At 43.2% G+C, this 19720-nt stretch carries 12 protein-coding genes; 3 read left to right on the forward strand and 9 right to left on the reverse strand.

Going from position 1 to position 19720, the window contains the following annotated elements:
- Positions 1–49: 49 nt before the first annotated feature.
- From EWV60_RS01740 to EWV60_RS01755, 4 genes are all read right to left on the reverse strand, one after another.
- Entirely contained in the window at positions 50–670 is a 621-nt protein-coding gene (locus EWV60_RS01740; RefSeq protein WP_287230474.1) for a hypothetical protein, read from the reverse strand.
- Between the two features lie 138 nt (positions 671–808).
- Positions 809–3535 (reverse strand): SUMF1/EgtB/PvdO family nonheme iron enzyme, encoded by a 2727-nt coding sequence (locus tag EWV60_RS01745; RefSeq protein WP_287230476.1) that lies wholly within the window; start codon positions 3533–3535, stop codon positions 809–811.
- Positions 3536–3543: 8 nt separating this feature from the next.
- Positions 3544–4515: an AAA family ATPase gene (locus EWV60_RS01750; protein ID WP_287230478.1), complete on the reverse strand. Its 972-nt coding sequence runs from the start codon at positions 4513–4515 to the stop codon at positions 3544–3546.
- Positions 4497–5876, reverse strand: coding sequence for a hypothetical protein (locus EWV60_RS01755; RefSeq protein ID WP_287230480.1), 1380 nt, complete (start codon positions 5874–5876; stop codon positions 4497–4499). The genes EWV60_RS01750 and EWV60_RS01755 overlap by 19 nt, the downstream gene beginning before the upstream one ends.
- A gap of 123 nt (positions 5877–5999) precedes the next feature.
- Between EWV60_RS01755 and EWV60_RS01760 the strand changes: the two genes are divergently transcribed.
- Positions 6000–6188 carry a hypothetical protein gene (locus tag EWV60_RS01760; protein ID WP_193977296.1) on the forward strand — a complete coding sequence of 63 codons (189 nt, stop codon included), beginning with the start codon at positions 6000–6002 and terminating at the stop codon, positions 6186–6188.
- A gap of 118 nt (positions 6189–6306) precedes the next feature.
- Here EWV60_RS01760 and EWV60_RS01765 read toward each other — a convergent pair whose 3' ends face one another.
- A complete protein-coding gene (locus tag EWV60_RS01765) occupies positions 6307–7491 on the reverse strand; it encodes an NAD(P)H-quinone oxidoreductase subunit H (RefSeq protein ID WP_002754423.1) in 1185 nt (394 codons plus the stop codon).
- Between the two features lie 378 nt (positions 7492–7869).
- Between EWV60_RS01765 and pruA the strand changes: the two genes are divergently transcribed.
- Complete coding sequence (pruA, locus tag EWV60_RS01770; RefSeq protein ID WP_287230482.1) at positions 7870–10839, forward strand: L-glutamate gamma-semialdehyde dehydrogenase; 2970 nt, start codon at positions 7870–7872, stop codon at positions 10837–10839.
- Positions 10840–11132: 293 nt separating this feature from the next.
- Positions 11133–12767, forward strand: a complete 1635-nt coding sequence (locus tag EWV60_RS01775) for an alpha-D-glucose phosphate-specific phosphoglucomutase (protein WP_287230484.1) — start codon at positions 11133–11135, stop codon at positions 12765–12767.
- 68 nt (positions 12768–12835) lie between these two features.
- Here the strand turns inward: EWV60_RS01775 and EWV60_RS01780 are convergent, their stop codons facing one another.
- From EWV60_RS01780 to EWV60_RS01795, 4 genes are all read right to left on the reverse strand, one after another.
- Positions 12836–13246, reverse strand: a complete 411-nt coding sequence (locus tag EWV60_RS01780) for a tellurite resistance TerB family protein (protein WP_002754429.1) — start codon at positions 13244–13246, stop codon at positions 12836–12838.
- Position 13247: 1 nt separating this feature from the next.
- The gene (locus EWV60_RS01785) at positions 13248–14588 is read right to left on the reverse strand and encodes a 16S rRNA (cytosine(967)-C(5))-methyltransferase (RefSeq protein ID WP_287230487.1); all 1341 of its coding nucleotides are present in this window, start codon (positions 14586–14588) and stop codon (positions 13248–13250) included.
- Positions 14585–15178, reverse strand: coding sequence for an alpha/beta hydrolase (locus EWV60_RS01790; RefSeq protein ID WP_353734371.1), 594 nt, complete (start codon positions 15176–15178; stop codon positions 14585–14587). Before EWV60_RS01790 ends, EWV60_RS01785 begins: the two co-directional genes overlap by 4 nt.
- A gap of 303 nt (positions 15179–15481) precedes the next feature.
- Positions 15482–19708 carry a helicase-related protein gene (locus EWV60_RS01795; RefSeq protein ID WP_287230491.1) on the reverse strand — a complete coding sequence of 1409 codons (4227 nt, stop codon included), beginning with the start codon at positions 19706–19708 and terminating at the stop codon, positions 15482–15484.
- Positions 19709–19720 lie beyond the last annotated feature (12 nt).

Here is a 19720-nt window from a genome sequence, read left to right on the forward strand (position 1 = left end):
TTCTATTTTAAGGACTCCCTGTGCAAAAAAATTTTTTCTCGAAAGGTATCTAGATTAACTTGATGCGGGGGTTTTTCGCCTTCCGCTGCGCCCAAAACCCGTAGGGGCGCATCGCGTGCGCCCAAATAACCCAAATTCCCCCAAAAACCCGTAGGGGCGCATCGCGTGCGCCCAAATAACCCAAATTCCCCCAAAAACCCGTAGGGGCGCATCGCGTGCGCCCAAATAACCCAAATTCCCCCAAAACCCGTAGGGGCGCATCGCGTGCGCCCAAATAACCCAAATTCCCCCAAAAACCCGTAGGGGCGCATTGCGTGCGCCCAAATAACCCCAAAAAACCCCAAAACCCCGTAGGGGCGCATTGCGTGCGCCCAAATAACCCAAATTCCCCCAAAACCCGTAGGGGCGCATCGCGTGCGCCCAAATAACCCAAATTCCCCCAAAAAACCCAAATTCCCCCAAAAACCCGTAGGGGCGCATCGCGTGCGCCCAACCCCCCAAAAACCCGTAGGGGCGCATCGCGTGCGCCCAAATAACCCAAATTCCCCAAAAACCCGTAGGGGCGCATTGCGTGCGCCCAAATAACCCAAATTCCCCCAAAAACCCGTAGGGGCGCATCGCGTGCGCCCAACCCCCCAAAAACCCGTAGGGGCGCATCGCGTGCGCCCAAATAACCCAAATTCCCCCCAAATCCCCAAAAAACGGGTGGGCCGATAATTGCCGGTGGGACGATTATTGCCGGTGGGCGAACGCAGTTCGCCCCTACAAAATCGACCGGCCTTTGGGCGGGAAAAAAAGAGAAAAAGGGTTACAGGGTCCCCCCAGCACCGCACACCACCCGAAAACCGTCATAGTTGCCGATGCAGTCGCGGCGGGACTTGGAGGCATTGCGGGAAGCGGAACGGCAGTTAATTGGAAGGCTGAACCAAGAACCGCCCCGCAACGGAGAACGATTATCATCCCCATTTTCTATCCAGGCACTGCCATCCCTCGGCACACCGTCATAGTTATCGTGCCAAGTATCGGCACACCACTCCCAGACATTGCCGTGCATATCGTACAAACCGAAGGCATTGGGCGGAAACTGTCCCACGGGAGTCGTTTCTTTTCGATATTCTCCTTTGGGTTCATCAGCGTAGGTTTTGCTGGCATCATAGTTAGCCAATTCCCCCGTAATGGTTTCCCCAAAGTGAAAGGCGGTTGTTGTCCCCGCTCTACAGGCATATTCCCATTCTGCCTCACTCGGTAGTCGGTATTCCCTTCCCGTTAGTTTCGATAATCTCGCACAAAATTCGACGGCATCGTACCAGTTGACTTGTTCCACGGGTCTATCCCGGCGCGTGGACGATCCCCCCCTATCTTTAAAGTGGGAGGGATCAGGATCAAGGTCTTTTTCTACTTTCAAATCCGTGCGAGAGGCAACTGCTCTCCACTGTGCCTGGGTGATGGGATACTTGCCCATGAAAAAGGTGGAGACAGTAACCTCATGTTGAGGGCGTTCATCCTTAAAACTATCTTTCTCATTTGGCGGTGAACCCATCAGGAAAGTTCCCCCCGGGATAGCGACCATGGTCAGTCTATAGTTTTGATTTTCTTTCCGCTTGCCAACTTCCGGAAGGTTTTCATCGTAAAAATAGGCTTTAACAGGTTTTCTCTCGATAACTTTGCCTGTTTTATTAACCAATACCGTTTCTGCGGTAAAAAGAAAAAGGTTTTCATTGTAGGGAACAATAGCGGCTACCTTGTCTATTAAACGTTTTTGTAGGGTTCCTTCGTCTTCCGGGGAAAGTTGAAGGACATTGCCAACATGGTTTAAATCCCCTCTAGAATAGGCGGCAATCGTTTTATTAAGCAATAATAAGGGTTCATAATCGGCTAAAGCAGCGGATAGATTTTCTAATAAAGCTGTCAATCTCACAAGACGCACTCGGTTATTATTTTTGATAGCTTCTGCTAGTACCTGTTTGATTTCGTTGACCGCTTGACTGGGTTTTAGGTAGGCAAGAGCTAACCATTGTTGATTTTGCCAATAAACCGATTTTGAGCAATAATCACCGATTTGTTCCTGAATATAGGTTTGTAACTGATAGGCCAGAGATTTGAGTTCCTCTGGGGTTAATTTTTCTAATAGTAGTTTACGAACATCGGGAGACATTTCATAGAGTTCTCGATCTATTTTGCGGACTAAACTGGAGAGTAAAATATCAGCGATCGCATACCAAGGAGCTTGATTATCTTTATCTTGATGTTGACGCAGATAATAAAGTAAATTAGGGGATAAACTAAGGGGAAAAGCCGCTCGTTTCGCTAGTTCTCTGGTGTTTGGTTCGCTTTCTTTTTCAAATAATCTTAAACGGCTTTTTGCGCTAAAAAAATCTTCATCCTCATCCCAATTATCCCCTTGGTGAAATTGATTAGGATTAAATAAATGACGGGGTGGGATAGCTTCTTCTTTTAGCCATGTTATCAAGTTTTCCCAGTCCTCTGTGGTTAGTTCAAACATGGAAAAATTGGGTATATCTTCAGCTAAATCAGCAATATCCCAGGCAGTTGTCCCATACCATCGATGATAGGGTAAGGGGTTTAACCATGCGACTCGGCTAAATCTTCGGCTAAATCGTCGGATAAGGGTTTCTGTTGCGCTCAAGCGCTCTTCTACATAACGTTTTCTAGCGGCACCCGCATCACTAAGAATTAGACAACTGGTTACTTCAGGAGAATAGTTAGAGAGAACTTTGGTTAAAGATTGACTTTCCCAACCGTTTTCTTGTCGTAAAACCTCGTCTCTAATCAGATTATCAAAGTAAAAATGGGGAACATTTGCCCAAGTTTGCTTCATTATTCGCCCAAATCCTGCAAAGGGAATCATCGAGTCAGAACAATCAATAAAAATTATAATTTCTCGGCGATAAAGTTGTTTCTTTTGGTAAATTATTTGATCAAAAAAACCTCGTTTAGCCGTTGCCATCACCGTGGCTTTTAGATCCCAAGTTTGTCGAGGATTTTCTAGGGGTAATGGACGCAGTTGCTGCCAACTTTCTTGTAACTTAGCGATGCCAATAGGATAATAATCAGGATTATCTAAGGAGGTGATTTTTTTTCGCTTTTCAATAGCTGTGGCAATTTGTGGAAATGAAGTCTCCGGTGCTATTGGTGTATCCCCAGAAGGGGTAATTTCTAATGAGGGAGATTCCCTATCATCCATCGGGTTTATGATTTTGCTAATCGATTCTTCTGGATGGCGAATAGGTATTTTTTTGGCTATTTCTATATTTATTTCTGGTTGTAACTGTAGCATCTCTGTCCAGGCCTGATCAAACTTTTCTTTTTCTTTCGGGGATTTAACCCATAAAGCTTGACAAAGAAGTTTAACTTTAGGATTCTCTAAGTTGGGATTTTCTTGAATAGCAATATCAGAATCATTGGCGAGTTTTTGAATTAGGTAATTTTCCACCCGATAATATTGTTCAATAGACAGCAGAAATCCTTCTTCGTCTCTGAGTTGATAAAATAGGTCAAGTAGGGGGGATGTCATTGGCTTTTTTAACCTCTTGTTCCATAATCTTGTAAATCAGTACGGCTTTTTAGTAAAACACTAGCGTGGGGTAATTTGTCCTCGTTTAATTTGGCGATAATTTCTTCAGGTTTGTACTTGAGCAACGATTTAAACCAGGCTATTAATTCACTGGTGCTAACTTTTTTTTCTCCTTCAGATTTAGTCTCGTCTTGTGATGTTCTCACTTCCAGAAAACGGTCCACTGCTTTGATGATAACCTCTTGTTCAGCGTCGGTAAACCGTTCGGTTAATATTTTTCTTAATCTTTCTTGGTTGGGTAGCTCAATATAGTGATAAATGCAACGTCTCAGAAAAGCATTGGGTAAGTTTTTTTCTTGATTACTGGTAATAATAATCAGAGGAAAAGCTTGATCATTTGCTTGAATTGTTTTTCCTGTTTCTTTAATGAAAAAACGACGAGATTCAATGGCTAAAAGTAAATCATTAGGAAAATCTCGATCCGCTTTATCTATTTCATCAATTAATACTACCGATTGTTCTTGCTTATCTTGACTTTGTTTAAATGCTTTACCCAAGGGTTGTAAATCAACCCAATCCTTTGAAGTAGCTGGATTTTTTTGCTCAGAAGAAGATTCTCCTGCTCCTTTTTGGCTTAAAATTCCGCTAATTTGAGCAGCTTGTAAACGGCCAATATAATCATATTGATAGAGACTATCTTCCGCTTTACTTGTAGATTGAACTATCCACTCATAATATTTTATAGGATTATTTTCACGGTGATAATTAAATTCATAAACTAAGGCATGAGCTAGACGACTTTTGCCACATCCCGGCTCACCTTCTAGTAACAAAGGCATTCCCAATTCAATAGCCAAGTTAACAACTTCTATTAACTCATCACCTGCGTCATAGGGATAAATTTTTTGTTGAATCGGTTCATAATAAGGATCCGATTTGGGTTGAATTTCTCCCCTGTAAGTTAAGGATAGTTTAGCCATCTATTTTCCCTCGATAATTGTCCTTGAAATTGTTGATAAAAAGCGTTCAATGTCTTTTCTATGTCGCCTTGATTGCTATTTTCCCATAATTTCTGCAAGGTAGATTTAAATAAGTCTGTGGTTTCATCCTGTAAGTCACAACCTAACTGAAGTTGTTGAGCAAAAGTAGGAATAATTTCCTGAAAAGACCGTTTTTCAAAGCAAGAGTCAATCTGTAAGCGGTGAATAGTAAATTCTGATAATTTGTCCTTATCTCTCCAATCATTACTTTTTCCATAATCTAACCAAATCATTAATAAAAAGCCTTTAATGGGACTATTTTGTATTCTACTAGCTTCTTCAATTAAGCTTTCCCAAAACGAATAAATATCCTTTAAAAGGGAAAAGTTTGCACAATCAATTCCTTCAAAAATCAACCAGAGATTATTAGCCTTTAAAACTTTTTTAATATCTTTAATATCTTTAAAATCTTTGAAAAAATGTCCATAAAGACTATACCTATTCCATTCTTCTTGAAAATTAAAAACAATGGTTTTAACGGGCAAATTATTAGTGATAAAGAGTTGTTTGTGTAAACGATGTAAACACCAAAAACGATATGTATGAGGACAAGGGGGAATATAAATACTGCCTTCTCGTAAAGGTTTAGCAGCTATTGAACTGGTAAATTTTACTAGATTAGTGTAATTAAATTCTGTTAAAATATCATAAATCTTCCCATTATTTGTTCGTTGATTTTTTAGGTTTTGATGATGATTTTGACAACATTGTAAACTTTCAAAATCTCGTCGTAATACTTCGCAATAAGCTTGAACAATATAAGATTGTTTAGCGGTTCGCCCTTTTTTTCCTAGTCCATATTTTTTTTCAGTACAAAACCGCAAACTATCTCCAGATATGCCAATTACCTTTAAAATAGACTCATTTAATAAATGGTTTATATCCTCATAAAAGGTTAAATGAATTGAATTATCATTAATATCTTCAATTCTGGTTGTATTTATTTTATTTTGATTAATGTACGCTCTTTTCTTCTCATTTTCAAATCCTTGAAACTTAGATTTATTTTGTAAGTACAATTTCTTACCCTTTGGTTTTAAAACCTCTTTAGTTGCTCCAGATTGTGGCTGAGATTCTGTCATCCAAGCTTTCAAGACATTTAATGGAATGGTATAACTGGAAGTTTTTGTTTGACTACGGTATTCTTCGAGAAATGCCTCAAGTAACCATCGACTTGCTTCTATTAATATTTTCTCTATTTTCTCCGAAGCACAAGAATAGTTTCCCTTATAAGCATCTTTAGCCTTACGAAGGGTTTCTACATCTTCATCCGATAATCTGATTTCGCCAGACCTTAACATAAATCTCGTCAAACGTCAACCTACCATCTGATCCACTTTTTGATCCCCTTTTGCCAGCATTTGCTGAAAGCATTTTAATCAACTTGTCCTCAAAAAACAAGCTATAGGGGGACAGGAGTAAATATGAAAAAGGAAAATTTCTGGCAAAAACATAAAGCGGACATTGACGTGATTTGCCGCATCATCACCACTTTAACCGCCTTGGTTAGTTTGGGTGTTCAGGTGGGGGAGTTAAAGATTCCCGAAAGCAAGATTCTTCCCCCTATTACTGAGGTTCAATTGGAAGCGGGGAAAAAGACTCACACCCACTAAGGAAGATAAATACTAGGGATTGAAGCACATTACCTGAAATAAAGGCCGATGTGCTTTTTTCATAAAACTGGGCCAAAACGGGGGTGAGTTAGTTAAGATAACCCACCCTGAAGGAGATTTAGCGATCGACTGACCCCATAATAATATCAATACTGCCTAAAATCGCCATAATATCGGCAACTTTTACCCCTTTGAGGATATGGGGCAGAATTTGAAGATTATTAAAATCGGCGGCCCGAATTTTCCAACGCCAAGGGAAAACATCATCATTACCGACGATAAAGATACCTAATTCCCCTTTACCACTTTCCAAGCGCACATAATGTTCACCTTTAGGAATCTTAAAAGTGGGGGCGACTTTTTTGGCGATATATTGATAGTCAAAATCATTCCAGGCTGATTTTTTCCCTTCTGCCATCCGTTTTGCTTCCAGATTTTCGTAGGGACCACCGGGTAAACCTTTCAGTGCTTGCCGGATAATTTTCACCGATTCGCGCATTTCCCGAATCCGCACCAGATAACGAGCAAAACAATCGCCGGCAGTTTCCCAATGCACTTCCCAGTCAAAATCGTCGTAACACTCGTAATGGTCAACTTTTCTTAAATCCCATTTCACCCCAGAAGCGCGCAACATCGGACCGGATAAACCCCAGTTAATCGCTTCGTCTCTGGTAATGCAGCCTATCCCTTCAATACGACGGCGGAAAATCGGGTTATTAGTGATTAATTTCTCGTATTCGTCCACTTTGGGGTCAAAATAGTCACAGAAATCCTCGCACTTATCCACCCATCCGTAGGGTAAATCCACCGCCACGCCACCAATACGGAAATAATTGTTATTAATTAACCGCATTCCCGTGGCAGCTTCCCAGAGGTCATAAATCATCTCCCGTTCCCGGAAAATGTAGAAAAAGGGAGTTTGTGCGCCTACATCCGCCATAAAGGGGCCTAACCAGAGTAAATGGTTAGCGATGCGGTTGAGTTCCAACATAATCACCCGGATATATTGCGCTCGTTTGGGAACGGCGATATCGGCTAATTTTTCGGGAGCATTGACTGTAATCGCCTCGTTAAACATCCCTGCGGCGTAATCCCAACGACTAACGTAGGGAACGTACATGACATTAGTGCGATTTTCGGCAATTTTTTCCATGCCCCGATGAAGATAACCGATTACGGGTTCACAGTCAATCACGTCTTCCCCGTCAAGGGTGACGATTAAGCGCAAAACTCCGTGCATCGAAGGGTGATGGGGTCCCATGTTTAAAACCATGGGTTCTGTTCTCGTTTCAATTTTTGCCATAGGGCTACCGATGATCCCGAAAATCTTTTTAAAGTTATTATAGGTAAACGCTTCGACAATACACAAGGACTATCGGGTATCAGTAATCAGGAGACAGGAGACAGGAGATTATTTTTATTTATACTTCCCCACACCCCACACTCCACACCCCACACCCCACACCCCACTTCCCCGCTTGATCGAGTACAATAGAGTGTTCAGCAAAAGCGATCAGCTATTAGCTTTGATTAGTCCTTCGGTAAGAATATAAACCAGAGAAAAGAGCCATTAAGAGCGGCAATCAGCTAAAAAAGCTCAAAAACTGAATTTTAGGCTGAAGGCTGACGGTAGCTTGCTGAAAGCTGAATCCCGTTGATAATTTTTTTTACTTGAATCACCGTGGTTATCCAAATCGACTCAACTCAAAACTACGAAACTAAAACCCAAGAGATCGCTAGACAACTTTTAGCCGAAACTCGGGAAAAAAAAGGTCTTTGGTCTGCTTTACAGGATCAAATGCGTTGGGATGATAAATTACTCGATTGGGCAATGTCTAACCCCAATTTGCGAGTACAATTATTCCGTTTTATTGACTGTTTACCCGCTTTACGCAGTAATGCCGAGATCGCTAATCATCTCCAACAATACCTCGGTGATGCTTCCGTAGAACTGCCCAGTGCGCTGAAAAGTATCCTCAACTTTAGTGATCCTAACTCCCTACCCGCTCAAACGGCCGCCAGTCTGATCAGTAAATCCGTAGAAACCTTAGCTCGTAAGTATATCGCCGGGGAAGACCTAGGGCAAATTACTCGCACTGTCACCCGTCTGCGGAAGGAAAAAATGGCTTTTACCATAGATCTCCTCGGTGAAGCGGTAATTACTGAAGCGGAAACCCAAGTTTATCTACAAAGTTATCTGGATTTAATGACCCATTTGGCTCAAGAAGCGACCAAATGGAATAAAGTTAGCCAAATTGATGAAGCGGACGGCGACTTATTACCACAAGTGCAGGTTTCTGTCAAGCTAACTGCCTTTTATTCTCAGTTTGATCCCATAGATCCGATTGGCAGTAAGGAGAAAGTTTGCGATCGCATTCGCCTACTGTTGCGACGCGCTCAGGAGTTAGGGGTGGCAGTCCATTTTGATATGGAACAGTACGTTTATAAAAACCTCACCCTGGCTATCCTGAAAGAATTACTCCTAGAAGAAGAATTTCGCAGTCGTACCGATATTGGCATCACCCTACAGGCATATTTAAGAGATTCTGCCCAAGATTTACAAGATTTAATTAATTGGGCCAAAAAGCGCGGTTATCCCCTGACTGTCCGGCTAGTTAAAGGCGCTTACTGGGATCAGGAAACAATTAAATCTCGGCAAAATCACTGGCCACAGCCGGTATATAACGAAAAATCGGCCACCGATGCCAATTATGAGCGGATGACGCGGTTATTATTGGAAAATCATCAATATTTATACGCCGCCATCGGTAGTCATAACGTGCGATCGCAAGCCTTGGCTTGTGCGATCGCAGAAAGTTTAGAAATTCCCCGTCGTCGCTTTGAAATGCAGGTATTGTACGGCATGGGCGACCAATTAGCCAAAGCGTTAGTGAAGCGGGGTCATCGGGTGCGGGTTTATTCCCCCTACGGACAACTCTTACCCGGTATGGCCTACCTAATCCGCCGTTTATTAGAAAATACCGCTAATAGTTCCTTCCTAAGGCAAAATTTGGAGGATCGTCCCGTGGAAGATTTAATCGCAGCCCCCCGGGTTTTAGGTCAGGATAACCCGATTATCCCTGGTTTTCCTAATGCCCCCGATACAGATTATGCTAACGATCAATTACGAAATAAAGCGAGTCAAGCCCTTACTTTTGTCAAAAATTCCCTCGGTAAAACCTATTTACCCCTAATTAACGGCGAATACGTCACCACCAATGTTCAAATTAATTCTGTTAATCCCTGTAACCCGCAGGAAATAGTGGGGAAAGTGGGCTTAATTGAGGTGGAACAGGCAGAAAAAGCGATCATAGCGGCAAAACAGGCTTTTCCCGCTTGGAAACGCACTCCAGTGGCTAAAAGAGCCGAAATACTGCGAAAAGCGGCGGATTTGATGGAAGCGCGACGACACGAGTTATCGGCCTGGATTTGTTTGGAAGTGGGCAAAGTTATCCAACAGGCGGATCCAGAAGTGTCAGAAGCGATCGATTTTTGCCGTTATTACGCCTCCGAGATGGAAAGACTGGATTTAGGGCATAATTTCGACGTAGCAGGCGAGAATAATCGTTATTCCTACCAACCCCGGGGTATTGCTTTAGTGATTTCTCCCTGGAATTTCCCTCTTGCGATTGCGGTGGGGATGACAGTAGCGGCTTTAGTAGCTGGTAACTGTACGCTATTGAAACCTGCCGAGACTTCCTCGGTGATTACGGCGAAATTTGCCGAGATTCTCCTAGAAGCGGGTATTCCTGCCGGAGTCTTCCAATATATCCCGGGTAAAGGTTCGCAAGTGGGGGCGCATTTAGTTAGCCATCCCGATGTTCACCTAATCGCCTTCACCGGTTCACGAGAAGTGGGCTGTCGCATCTATACAGATGCCTCTATCGTGCAAAAGGGTCAAAAACACCTAAAACGAGTTATCGCCGAAATGGGCGGCAAAAATGCCCTAATTGTCGATGAGAGTGCCGATTTAGATCAGGCCGTTGTCGGTGCGGTTAAGTCCGCTTTTGGCTACACCGGTCAGAAATGTTCGGCCTGTTCGCGGATAATCGTTCTGGAAAGCGTCTATGATAGCTTTGTTGATCGCTTTGTCGAGGCTACCGGGTCCCTCAATATCGGGCCGACGGATTTACCGAGTACGGAAGTAGGACCGGTTATCGACGAGAAAGCTCAAGCAAGAATTCGGGAATATATCGAAACTGGTAAAAAAGAGGCAGAATTGGCCCTAGAAATGCCAATTCCAGAAGTGGGTTACTTCGTCAGTCCCACCGTCTTTAAGAATGTTCCCCCCGATGCGGTAATAGCGATGGAGGAAATTTTTGGTCCGGTGGTGGCGATTATCAAAGTGAGCAATTTTGAGCAAGCTTTAGCCGTAGCTAACGGAACCGACTATGCTCTAACCGGTGGCTTATATTCTCGCACTCCTGCCCATATTAACCGAGCTATGCAGGAATTTGAAGTGGGAAACCTCTATATTAACCGGGGAATCACCGGTGCGATTGTCTCCCGTCAACCCTTCGGGGGTTTCAAGATGTCGGGGGTAGGTTCCAAAGCAGGGGGTCCCGATTATCTCTTGCAATTCCTCGAACCTCGTCACATCAGCGAGAATATTCAACGTCAGGGATTTGCACCGATTGAAGGGGCCGATTAAGCGATATAGCTAAAATTGGTTATTATTGGGGGTTTATACCCCCAAATCTGGTTCATTTATTGGCTAAGACCCATCTTAACCCCCTATCCTTAGATTAGCTCTCTTATTCTTTGTGTGATCAGTTTAAATTATATAGGAGCGATCGATCTCTGTGTCCTTTGTGTCTGGAGTGGTTCCTTCCACTCACTCACCAAACCCAATAGAACCGTTGTCTTTCTTACCCGATTTCTTGGCTGTCAACCTACTGCTATATACTTAAGTTTACAATTGCGTCGGCCTATCAAGAAAAGACTATGACGATTGAAACTGTTGCCACAAAACCCTTTAGTGACCAGAAACCGGGGACTTCTGGATTGCGAAAATCCGTTCCCGTTTTTCAACAACCCCATTATCTGGAAAATTTTATTCAAGCTATCTTCAATACTTTAGACGGTATCGAGGGTCAAACCCTAGTTGTCGGTGGAGATGGTCGTTATTATAACCGTCAAGCTATTCAAACTATCCTGAAAATCGCCGCCGCTAACGGTATCGGTAGAATACTCGTGGGAACCGATGGTATTGTCTCCACTCCGGCTATTTCTGGGTTAATTCGCGAAAATAACGCTTTTGGCGGTATTGTTCTCTCCGCTAGTCATAACCCCGGCGGTCCGGAGGGGGATTTTGGCATTAAGTACAATATTACTAACGGCGGACCGGCCCCGGAAAATATCACCGATGCAATTTATGCCGAGACTAAGGTGATTAGCAGTTATAAAATCCTCTTAGGGGCCGATATTAATCTCGATCGCCCCGGTTCCTTTAAACTGGGAACTATGGATGTGGAAGTGATCGATGCGGTTACTCCCTACGTCAAAATGATGGAAAAGATTTTTGATTTCGATCGCATTCAAGCCCTACTCACTTCTGGTAAGTTTAAAATGTGCATGGATTCTCTCCATGCGGTAACCGGTCCCTACGCTTATGCTCTATTTGAACAGCGTTTAGGAGCGCCCAAGGGTACTGTATTAAATGGTATTCCCCTAGAGGACTTTGGTGGTGGTCATCCCGACCCTAACCTAGTCTATGCCCATGATCTGGTAGAAATTCTCTTTGGTCAAGAGGCTCCGGATTTTGGGGCTGCTTCCGATGGAGATGGCGATCGCAATATGATCCTCGGTCAGAATTTTTTTGTTACCCCCAGTGATAGTTTAGCGGTACTAACAGCCAACGCTCATCTAGTACCGGGCTATCAAAATGGTATCACGGGAGTGGCGCGATCGATGCCCACCAGTGCGGCGGCCGATCGCGTAGCGGCTAAACTGGGAATTGACTGTTATGAAACTCCCACCGGTTGGAAATTCTTCGGTAATTTGTTAGATGCGGGGAAAGCAACCCTTTGCGGTGAGGAAAGTTTCGGCACGGGTTCCAATCATATTCGCGAAAAAGATGGTTTATGGGCGGTTCTTTTCTGGTTAAATATTTTGGCAGTTAAAGGGGAATCTGTAGAGGAAATTGTTCGCAGTCATTGGCAAGAATTTGGTCGTAATTTCTATTCTCGTCATGATTATGAAGAAGTCGCCTTAGAACCGGCAAAAGAGATGATGGCACGTCTCCAGAAGCTGGTTTTAGACCTTAAGGGTAAACAATTTGGTAACTATGAAGTGGAATATGCCGATGATTTTAGCTATACGGATCCCGTGGATGGTAGTGTGAGTAAAAATCAAGGTATTCGCATTGGTTTTACCGATGGTTCTCGGATTATTTACCGTCTATCGGGTACGGGAACTAAAGGAGCAACTCTCCGGGTTTATCTAGAAAGTTATGAACCGGACGCAAGTAAACACGATATCGACACCCAAAAGGCCCTACAACCCTTAATTGATTTAGCTGAAGAAATCGGTCAAATTCGTCAATCTACCGGACGGGAACAACCCACAGTTATTACCTAAAATCTAGGGAGAAGCTATCAGTTTTTATCGGGGAAATTTTTGACCTGCTCATCACTGATAGCTACTCCTTAATTACTTTCAGTAATTGCCTTGTGGTACAATTTCTGAATTCCCGTCACTAATTTATCTAAAATCGATCGATGGCTATCGTGAGTCGGATCAAAACTCTGCACTTTGGTTAATAATTTCGCTTCCTGTATATCCACGTCGTCATCGCTATAGATTAAAGTGCTAATCGATGTTAGTAGATCTTGATAGATTTCTGGACTAGGATTATCGCCTAAATAGGACTCTAACCATCGATAACATTCACTGGTTTTAACTGGTTTTAGTTCCGATAATAGTGGTTTAATCTCCGGATCATCATCAAGTTTTTCCCTCACAGCTACCTGTCTTAAATAGCTTCTTTCTGATGGTTGAATTACACCATCAATCCAAGCAACCCCGATGAGAATTTTCAGTAATTGTTTATTTTTCATCTCACACTTCCTTGACTAACTTAGCCATAAAAAAACCGTCTTGATTATGTCGATGGGGTAACACTTCGATCGCTCCCGTTTCTGTATAGTATTCTGAGACGCATGAATTAGAGTCAGGAGTGGCCATTTTCCAATCGGGATGAGCCGCTAAAAACTGCTCGATCACTCTTTCATTTTCTAACGGATTTAAAGTACAAGTGGCATAAACTAAGATTCCCTTCGGTTTTACCCAAGTGGCAGCCGAGGCTAAAAGTTCCCCCTGTCGTTTGGCTAGTACAGGTAAATTTTCTGGTGTTTGTCGCCAACGTATATCAGGACGCTTGTGCAGGGTTCCCAATCCTGAACAGGGAGCATCGATTAGTACACGATCGGCGATGCCGCACCACTGGGGACGATCGCGACTATCCCCCAGATGTATTTCGATCGCTTTTAAGTCTAATCTTTTAATATTGGCTTCTAACTGTCTTAAACGGGATGGCGTTTGATCACAGGCTAATATTCTACCCTGATCGCCCATTAATTCGGCAATATGAGTGGTTTTTCCCCCCGGTGCCGCACAAGCGTCGATAATTGTCTCTCCGGGCTGGGGATCGAGTAGATAAGTGACTAATTGGGCGCTAATATCCTGTAGGGTGTAATTTCCGGCTCGAAATCCCTCTAAACGCTCAATATTGCCTAAACCAGAGGTTAAACGGCAAGCTAGAGGTAATTTAAGATGATGAAAAGTTATATTGGCTGATTCTAAATCATTTTCTAGGGCTTCTAGGCTAGTTTTCAGGGGATTAATCCGAATATCGAGGTCAGGAGAGCGATTAAACCATTGACACAGTTGTTCCGTTTCCGTAACACTAAAGCGATCTAACCACAATTGCACCAACCAATCGGGGAAACTGTGGAGAATACCCAATCTAGAAGCGGTATTTTCCGGTAAAAGTAAAGGATCGTCGCCATTAGCAGTTAAACGGAGATATTGCCGCAGCATTCCGTTAACCACCGCCGCTAATTTGCCTAAATGACTGATTTTAGTTAATTCTACCGCCGTATTCACCGCCGCTGATGGGGGAATCTGGGAGAGATAGCGCAGTTGATAAAGACCAATATGGAGAATTCGCCGTAAATCTGGGGGTTGCTGGGCCGCGGTTTTTTTCCCCAGGCGATCGAGCAGCGCATCCAAAGTTCTTTGTCGGCGCACTGTACCATAAACAATCTCCGTTGTCAAGGCTTTGTCAAGACAATTTAAGGAACTAGCGGACAAATGGCGATCAAGAGCGCGATCGGGATAGGCGGAGGAGCGATCGATATCGCGTAAAATCAGCAAAGCCAGCTGACGAGCATTATTCATGCGGTTTCCAGACGATTGCGGAGGAATTGGCGTAAAATAGTCAGCGCCGGAATCGGGATTTCGTGGCCCATATTTAACTCGTGATATTCGACGTTAACCCCCAAACCAAGCAGTAAATCCCTGGCTTGACGAGCAGCAGCGATAGGAACGACGGGATCCTGCTTACCATGAACAATTAAGACATTTTGTGGACCTTGGGGATGGGGTTCACCGTGCAGATAACCACTCAGGGAACCCAATCCCGCCAAGGGTAAGGATAAACCCACATCCAGGGTCATCGCTCCCCCTTGAGAAAAACCGGTCAAAAAAGTCCGCTCTAGGGGAATGCCGGTAGTTGCTTCTAGGGAAATAATCCAATCGTGCAACTGTTGACGACTAGCGGCTAAACCTTGATAATCGGAGGTTTCTAACGCATACCAGGCGCGTCCCCCCGGCACTTGCGGATGATCAAAGGGAGCATTAGGAAACAAAAATTGACAATCAGCCAGATCCAGCATCGATGCAAGGGGGGCCAGATCCATGGCATCGGCACCCCAACCGTGCAGCATGATCACTAGATAGCGAGCGGGATTTTCCGGGGAAGGGGGAATGACAATCGGGTTAAAAGACAGAGTTTTTTCCTCGCAATTCTTTTTTCTCTCTATTCTATAGCGATTTTCCCCGGAGTAAGATGGCTGTGGGGGAGTCTTTTCAGTCAACAGTAATCAGTGAAAAGAAAACCTTGCTCCTTGCCTCATGGCTCTCTTAGGTTTGGTGGGTAAAATGTATTCTAAGATACAGTCCTGCTGGCGGTCGCAACGCGCTCGCTACGCGAGACCGAGTGGAAGGAACCACAGAGACACAAAGGACACAAAGATCGCTCCTCTATAGGGTTTGCTGAAAAATTAATCTGTTCAAATTCTCAGTAACATGGCTGAAAGAGAAAGTTTTAAACTGGAAGGTTTAGCAGTATCAAAGGTCAGTAAATTAAGCTGTTCTGTACCCTGAATCAACCCCAGAATAAATTTTTGATCATCGAGTTGGCTTGGTTCACCGTCAGTGTAATCTTTGAGCAGTTTTTGCACTTTCTTTGTTTCTTTAGCTTGGCTCAATTTATTTAGGGTATTTTTAACCATTTTTCGGTTAACGTTGGCGGGAAAAGCTGACATAGTTTGGATGCGCTTTTGAATCCTACTTAGTCGTTCTGAATTGAGTTGGATATTTTCTAAAATAGCAGTTTCTTCTAGGTATTGGCTTAATTTTTGTTTAACTTGAACCAGTTGTTCATAAAGCTGCTGGGCTAGGTTAATGATTGGTTTCGCGGGGACAATCTGGCTGGCTTGAGGAGTTTTGAAAGCTGTGGCGATTGCTACTCCCAAACCATCATTTTCTCTGCTTAGATCGTTCCAATAAATTAGTTGATTTTGTTCGGGAATTGGTTGACCATTAGGGTCAAAGTAATCGAGAGTTAAAGCGACTACACTGGTGGGTAATTCCGAGGTGGTAAATTGACCGATAGTTAGGGGATTGGGCTGATATTTTTCTCCTAATCTTTCGTAGAGCTTCCGCAATTCTTCACTATGCAAAAGCTCGTTTTGACTGTAGAGGTTGCGGCTAGTTTCTTGTTTTTGATAGGTTTGTTCTTGAAAACTTTCTTGTTCGAGTTGTCGGGCTTTAATTAGACTGTGGATGAAGTCAATATAACCGGGGAGAATTTGATCGTCAAAGTAGGTATCTCCATAAACGGAAGCGCCCAACTCCTCTACATTACTGATATGGGGAATTTTGTCATCTTTGGCCAGTTCCCCAATTAGTTTCTTATTCAGGTTAGCTAGTCGGCCCGCTTGTCTGAGTAGCTGACTTTCACTGTTGGCGTAATAGATGTAAATATATTGGCAAGGATGGGATTTGGGGCGATCGATTCTGCCGATGCGCTGTTCCAAGACCATGGGATTCCAGGGGAGGTCAATGTTAATTAGATAGTCGGCATCTTGCAGGTTTTGACCGACGGAGAGGGTTTCTGAACCGATGAGGACGGCTATTTCCTGTTCTGGTAAAGGGCGTTCGTTCGGGTTTTTACAAGTGGCTTCGGGGGCAAATAAACGGAATAATTGTTGGCGCTGGAGTCCGGTTTGCTGGTTGTTTCCTTTGAGGGCGTTGTTTGGCGCAATCTTAACCGATTTTTCATCGATGTAGTAAAGTTTGTGACTGCCCATTGCCATGCCAATTCCTTTGGAGGCAATGACCTGATTTTGGCTTATGTAGCGGTAGTAATCAATGACGGTATCGGAGAAAGTAGAAATTAGTAAAACTTTGTGACCATCAGCAACTAATTCCATGACTTTCCGGCTAACTTGCTGTCGTTTGTGGTCGGTGACAAATTCATTGGCTAAGAGGACTGAAATCTGCTGTAGTTGCTCTAAATCACTATGACAGTCAGCGAGAATGCGGTTATAGATATTTTTAGCTTCTAGGGGATTATTTTTCAGTTTATCGGTGGCTAGGTCAATAGAGCGGCGTAACTGTTGACGTTTTTCCCCTTTGTTGCTGTCAGTTTCTTCTTCATCTTCTTCGTCTTCCCAATAATCCTCATCCCCATTTTCTTCTATCCCCAACCAGTCGGTTTCTCTTCCTGTTTTTTCAGCTTGAAATTTGTAATGTTGTAAGAGAAATTGTTTTAACCCTTCGGCATCCGGGGTGACTTGTTCGAGTTGCTGTTTGAGTAAGGAAATGCGATCGCTAAAGTTTTTAATGGTTCGTCGTAGAGCATACATACTAGACTCTGCCCGTTGTAAAAACATCCGGCGCTGGTTTTTCAGTAAAGAACGCTGTTCCACTGTGCTGGTTAAGTAACGGATCGGGTCGGCAAAGGGAATAAACAGATTATCTTCAAACTGACTGAAGATCCGTTCTAATGCTTGTTCGGTTTCTGGTTCAAATTGGACGGGCAGCCATTGGGCAAGGCGTTGGGCATAGAGTTGTAAGTCTGGGGTGGCTTCTCTCAACATCTTGCGGGTACGCTGTAAGAAGAGTTCTCGATAGGTGCGCCGGAAAATATTGGTGGTATCGGTAAAGTTTTCTATTCCTATTTCTCGGCTGGCAAACCATTGTTTGACTTCGGGAGGAAAGCCTAATTCTTGGAAGCCTTCAGGACGGGTGAGAAAGGGAGAGAGGATGTTGTAGATGTCTTCGCGGCGGTTGTTCCAAGGGGTTGCCGTCAGGAGCAGGTAATATCTTTGTCTTTCAATCTGGCGATCGTGTTCTTTAATTTGCAGGCAGGTTTTATGGATGCGGTTGTTATAGTTACGGATGCCTTCATGAGCTTCATCGATGATGACTAAATCTGCCGCACCCCCATGGCGGGTAAATTCATCATAAAAGCGATCGCCGCCACGACTCATTAGGTTTTTATTGTAGAGTTCGTAGTGTTTCTTGGCGAGCAATCCTAATTCTGCCATTTCTCTCTCCCAGTTCGGGTGGAGTTTTTTGGCAGCAATAATGGCAATTTTAGTTTGAGGATTTTCTTCTAGGTAGAGTTTTGTTACCGCAGCAGCAAGGCGGGTTTTTCCTAAGCCTACCGCATCGGCACAAACCACTACGCCAAAGTTCTGCATGACTCTCAAACAATGTTGTGCGCCGGATTTTTGATGTTCAAACAGGATGTCTTGATTAACCAGTCGATCTAAAATGTTACTGGATTGAATGTTGAGCAGGTGGGGGCGTTGTTGGGCTAACCAGTAGAGAAAATCATCGGGGGTTCCCTGTTTTCCCTGTAGGATTAGTTCAATCGCTTGTTTAAATCCAGCTATTTCTTCCCATTCAGGTAAGGTTATTTCTTGTTTAATAGTTGGGGCTTGAGTTGGCGTAATCTGATAAGTTACCTGTTTCTCTTTGACTCTAAAAGTTTTTAAAGAAGTGGAGGGATGTTCGGGATCAACGGTGACAGTTCCTGTTAGGAGATGGGGTTGTTTTTCCTCTATTTCTACTGCGATTAAGGGATTATCGGGAATCTCAATTTCTTCAATTTTGTCTAGGTTTTTACCCTTAATTTTAATATTTGTAGTTGCGCCTGCGGGAAATTCTTGAGGACTAATTGTCTCTATTTGAGGTTGAATTTGTTGTTGTCGGCGCTGTTTTTCTGCTAAGACTTGTTGCAAAAATTCTTGAGTTAAATCAAAGCTTAATTCTGGCTCTTGCCATTCTTGGTCAAATTCGATTATTGACTGTTGAATTGTCTCTAAATCTAAGGAGTCTGAGTAATATAAAAAGGTGATACTCTCGGCGTTACTACTATGAGCAGCACCAGTGAAGTTATCTGAGCCTTCATGTAAAATAGAGTTACCTAAACTATCGGTTAAAATCCCTGTTTTTTTATGATAAATACCTCTAGTTTCTTGCATTTTAACAAGTTTGATGGTAAGGATTCCCAACCTAACTAATTCCGCTAGAATAGTGGTACTGCTAAAGGTTTTATCAGCTAGTCCTTGTAAACATTCGGTTAAAGTTCGGGTAATATATTGTTGACGATATTCGGGGTTGTGGAGTTTTTCTAATTCTTGAACATCTCGTTTATTGGTGAAGCCTTGCCAGTCCATTAAGAGTTTAATCTGACCTTCATTTAAGACTAAATTAAAAAGAGGTTCTTCATAAAGTTTGAGAACTCCACTATTAAAGTAGGCGGTACTTCTTCTATAGATTTTAGTACGTTCTAAATAGGCGGCAATAAATTGATTGTATTTGTCTAGCTGTTCGGGTAAATTAAATCTACGTCTTTTTTTATGTTCTATTTCGATAAATGTTCCACGAATTAAGCTTTCTTCTTTGCTGGCATTTTCGAGGTTTAAGAATTGTTCAATAATGGTTAAGTTACTGGTGCGGAGTAAGGCAATGCTGGGGATATTCCCCTCTCGTTTAGGGGTATATTCAAAGATGTGAGCGGTGTTGAGTTCAATGCGGAACAGCTTATGAGTAGAATGTTTTTGTAGGCCCAAGAAACTCACTATATTTCGCAAGAGGTTCTCCGCATCTCGATGTTTAAAAACCAGCCAATAGTTATTATTGACACCTTTGATGTAATCCCCTTCGGGGTGGTAGTAGGGACGTTGTTTTTTTATCAAGTCTTGGATTACGGTTTCTAGCATAAATCTTGCTGG

It is taken from the genome of Microcystis sp. Msp_OC_L_20101000_S702 (genome assembly GCF_007095705.1).
In the GTDB taxonomy this organism is placed as follows: domain Bacteria; phylum Cyanobacteriota; class Cyanobacteriia; order Cyanobacteriales; family Microcystaceae; genus Microcystis; species Microcystis ichthyoblabe_A.